At 52.4% G+C, this 1,778-nt stretch carries 2 protein-coding genes and 1 pseudogene; 1 reads left to right on the top strand and 2 read right to left on the bottom strand.

Annotation, left to right across the window (positions count from 1 at the left end; genetic code table 11):
* Positions 1 to 241, bottom strand: a pseudogene (locus AAFM31_RS17680) (hypothetical protein); the annotation flags it as partial.
* 114 nt (positions 242 to 355) lie between these two features.
* Positions 356 to 676, bottom strand: a complete 321-nt coding sequence (locus tag AAFM31_RS17675; protein ID WP_341709170.1) for a hypothetical protein — start codon at positions 674 to 676, stop codon at positions 356 to 358.
* Between the two features lie 567 nt (positions 677 to 1,243).
* Between AAFM31_RS17675 and AAFM31_RS17670 the strand changes: the two genes are divergently transcribed.
* Positions 1,244 to 1,778 (top strand): sce7726 family protein (locus tag AAFM31_RS17670; RefSeq protein ID WP_341709169.1); only part of this gene is annotated, 535 nt, incomplete at its 3' end.

The raw sequence follows: 1,778 nt of genomic DNA, 5'->3' as shown, positions 1-1,778 counted from the left end.
CCACCGACAGCGGGGCCTTGGTGTCCGAACGGTAGAGCACCTTCTGCTCCGGGAAGGTATGGATGCTGCCCAAGTGCGCAGCGGAGTCTGACAGGAACCGTACCGGGGATTCTTCGATGTGCCAGTTCATCCCGGCTTCATGCTGCCAGACCTCCAGTGGCTGATTGCGGGACAGCTTGCTACCCAGGCCATGCCAGGGCGTGGTGCCAACGTAGGCCATGTTTTCAACGTGATGTGCCATGGATACCTCCAAAACGGCATAGACCGCCCGAGCAGCAGCGCCCAGGCGGTCAAAGACAATGAGAAAGGGGCAAAGCGAGACAGGGAAAGACAAAGAAAGCGGGAAGGGCGGGGATCAGAAGTGCGCGTTGCAGTCGAGGCAGCGGAAGCGGCAGAGCAGTTGCTCATCGAGCACCTGGCCCAAGCGCAGTCCAGCAATGCAACCAGCAAATGCACCTGTGATAGCGCCAAGCACTGCGCCGGCACCAATGCCAGCAGGGCCACCAGACGCACCGACTTGCATGCCGATGCGTAAACCCGCAGCGGCACCTGAAGCAGAACTGGCTGCAGCACCACTGAACGCACCGGCAACGGTGCCTACGGTCCCACCGATACGCTTGCCGTAATGGCAGTACACCACGCGCTGCGAGCGACAGCGCGGACAGGATTCAGACATAGAGAATTCCTCACGAGACAGGCCAGTTGAGCGGACTGGCTGGGGTAGGCTCGTGGTAGTTATGTAGGGTTGAAGAAATTTCGAATGGATAAGTACGCAGTGTATGAACCGCTTACTGTGGCTACTTACGGTCGATGCAGCTTAAAGAATCTGTGAAAGCTTTCAGGCAGCGGATGTCGAGCCTTACTTTCGGAAGCACCGCCTAATTTGATCGTACTATGCTGGGTTGGAGGAGGTCCTGTCGGTAGGGAAGCTCTTCGGCAGAATTGGCCAATCGAGGATGTCAGAAGGATAGGAATGCACCTAAGTCATTAGGACTAGCGCTCGAATTCCTTGATGGGCGTCACTTCAGCAAGCTAAGCTCAACGCCAGTTCGAACTCGTAGAGGCCTAGGTTAGCCCAACGCAGCGAGTTAGCCACTAGGCTAGGCTTCGCTTCTGGAGTTCTGCCTGAGTAGGGGAACGGGCATGCTTTCTCGACAGTGCCCCCATGTCCAACAGAGGTCATCTACGCTGAGACATAGTAGATTTGCGTTGATGAAAACAGTAGTAGACTGCAGTAATAACAGTGTGTGAGGCTATTAGGTTGTTAACTACAAGGGATGCAGCAAGACTATTTTCAAGTAAACGTATTGCTGAGATCGCATCTGGCGATTTTTCCTATCTATTGGAAGTTGCGACGCTCTACCGAGATTTGCTTAAAGGCAGTTTTACGGTGGCCGAAGTTATTGAGTGCGCATACTCCGATATATCAAGTAGGCACAGGGGTGAGTATTTCTACAAGAATACTGTGGCTGAGAGGATCCTGCTTGGTAGGCACTCCATAAATACGGCAACAGTTTTGTCTGAGTTTAGAGTTGGCCGTAGCAAAGCGGACTGCGTGGTTTTAAATGGAAGTGCTACGTGCTATGAAATAAAGTCGGATTTTGATAATTTGGACAGATTGCCTGAGCAGTTGTCTTTTTATCGTAAGATATTTGATAGGACTTATGTTGTTGTAGGTAAGGCTCACTTAGAGAAGGTTCAGGAGGTTTGCTGGAGTGATATAGGTGAATCGTACCGGGTTTTATGGAGGCCATTTCGTTTAAGTCAGGCCGCCATGG

This window comes from Halopseudomonas sp., from assembly GCF_038130085.1.
Lineage (GTDB): Bacteria > Pseudomonadota > Gammaproteobacteria > Pseudomonadales > Pseudomonadaceae > Halopseudomonas.
This window is presented reverse-complemented; position numbering and strand designations above follow the sequence as displayed.

Excerpts from the sequence above, each read along its gene's own strand:
- AAFM31_RS17675 (WP_341709170.1), bottom strand. The coding sequence starts at position 676 with ATGTCTGAATCCTGTCCGCGCTGTCGCTCGCAGCGCGTGGTGTACTGC.